We start from the raw sequence: 2,009 nt of genomic DNA on the forward strand, positions 1-2,009 counted from the left end.
TTTCAGCACGTCTGCCTTGTATTCTGCACTGTATTTCTGTCCCATCTTCAACACCCTTTCTGTTCTTCATTATACCACCTTGGGTGTGCGGTTTTATTGTATCACTCCAGAACGGCTGAAAAATCTGCTGTTCGATGAAACAGGTGACACGCAAATTTTGAGAATAAAAAATGCGGAGTGTCTTTTGTAGGATACTCAAATCCTATAAGGACACTCCGCATGGTCCGAGTGACAGGACTTGAACCTGCGGCCTCTTGACCCCCAGTCCCCTTATATTATTGTCAATTGCGCATTTTTGCATCATTATAGTGCAATATACAGTGCGTTAACAACCGTATTATAGACTTTTATGACCACTTGCAACTCACTGTTCTTGCCTGCATAAACACCAAATAAACACCAAACCGAAGAAGCAGAAACCATACTTTTTCAAGCCCAAAATCTGAGGGATTTTGCGGGTCGTAGCATCCACTCGCGGCCAGCTCGCTCACAGTACCTTGCACAATCGCCCACGTTGGCACCGGCCAGATAAAACCATGGCTTATTATACCGCGGATACTCTCATGGTTCTTCTTTCAATCACTGCCATGGATCGGCAAGCAGTTGGCAAAGGGGTGGCATTTCACCACCCCACAACTCCATGAAAAACTCAATAACAAAACGTTATCCAGAATACCGTCAAACACTCAATAGCAAACTGCTATCCAGATAGCGCCGAGCCAAGCAACACCATATCAGGCCTATTCCTCAAACACACGTCCAAGGTCAATATAACAGCCGTCCAGCACGTTTACCTTGAGCACGTCCGTCCCGCTGCCCAGCGCGGCAGCTGCATAATGGCCACCGTCCAGCACAAAGACCTGTATGCTCTTCTCGGCAGGGTTGACGATCCAGTATTCCCGCACGCCTGCACGCTGGTAAAGATTGAACTTTGTCAGCCGGTCATTTCGGATGCTGGAGGGAGACAAGATCTCTATCACCAGATCAGGCGCACCCTTGCAACCCTTATCGTCGAGTTTATCCCGGTCACACACCACGGATATATCAGGCTCGACAACCGTATCCACACTTGATGCAGCATCGCCCGGCTTCTCAAATAACCGGACAGAAAACGGGGCAGCGTATACGCGGCATTTCTTGCCCTCAAGGTAATTTGCAATCTGCCGGAATAATTCCCCGCTGATCTCCTGATGAACGCGGGACGGCGGCGACATCATGACCGGCGCACCCTCGATCAGCTCAACGTGTTCTCGTTCATCCCACGTCAGATAGTCCGCGTAAGTGTAATGCTTTTCCTGCGGCAACGGCATTTACTTTCCCTCCCGTCTGTTTATTGTTTCGCCTGTTGATGGATTGATACCGAAATCAATCGAAGTCTGATCCCGCTTGGCTTGCGTTTGAACTGCACGCGCAATAAAGGCAGGAACATTCTCCCCGGTGGCACTCGCAGCTTGCGTGGCTGATTCCAGTGTTTCAGGTAAAATGGGAATCATTGGGGAATCCGAACCCGCCGAGGTTATCCCTGTATCCCGCTTGACCTGTTCTTCAATGGCACGACCTATAAAACCGTTCAAGCTTTCCCCTCGCTGCTCTGCGTGGAGCTGAAGATCGGCCTTGCGGCCTTTGGGTAGCGTTATTTCCACGCGATCATAGGTTTTGTCTCGGTACTTGTTTTTGGCGCGCGTCGATGCTTTTCCGCTGCTCTGTTCCAAAGAATACACCTCCTCTATCATGCCATATTATATCATAAATACGCAACTTCCGGAAGTATAAATTATAACAGATATACTTCCGGAATATTGTTTATTTCGCCAGTTGAAATACTTCCGGACGTATATTATAATATAATCACAGCAAGGGAACAGAGCCGAGGGCAAGACCACCCGACCAAGAGCCGTACCGCGTACCTGTGAGCGAGAGCAATAGACACGCAAGCGGGCGGCTGGCGCAAATCCCGCTGACTGGTTGCAAGCAGCCCACTACTTGCCGCACGCGGTTTGCTTCGATAA

3 protein-coding genes are annotated in these 2,009 nt (G+C 49.4%); all 3 read right to left on the minus strand.

All coding sequences use genetic code 11. From position 1 onward, the window contains the following. Positions 1 to 199: hypothetical protein (locus tag ACTQ34_RS17800; protein ID WP_441364937.1), on the minus strand; the 199-nt coding region annotated here is incomplete at its 3' end. A gap of 541 nt (positions 200 to 740) precedes the next feature. After that, positions 741 to 1,310 carry a Uma2 family endonuclease gene (locus ACTQ34_RS17805; protein WP_441364938.1) on the minus strand — a complete coding sequence of 190 codons (570 nt, stop codon included), beginning with the start codon at positions 1,308 to 1,310 and terminating at the stop codon, positions 741 to 743. Further along, on the minus strand, positions 1,311 to 1,712 hold the full coding sequence (locus ACTQ34_RS17810; protein ID WP_441364939.1) for a hypothetical protein: 402 nt from the start codon (positions 1,710 to 1,712) through the stop codon (positions 1,311 to 1,313). Between the last annotated feature and the right edge of the window lie 297 nt (positions 1,713 to 2,009).

It is taken from the genome of Agathobaculum sp. LCP25S3_E8, assembly GCF_052117165.1.
Classification (GTDB): domain Bacteria; phylum Bacillota; class Clostridia; order Oscillospirales; family Butyricicoccaceae; genus Agathobaculum.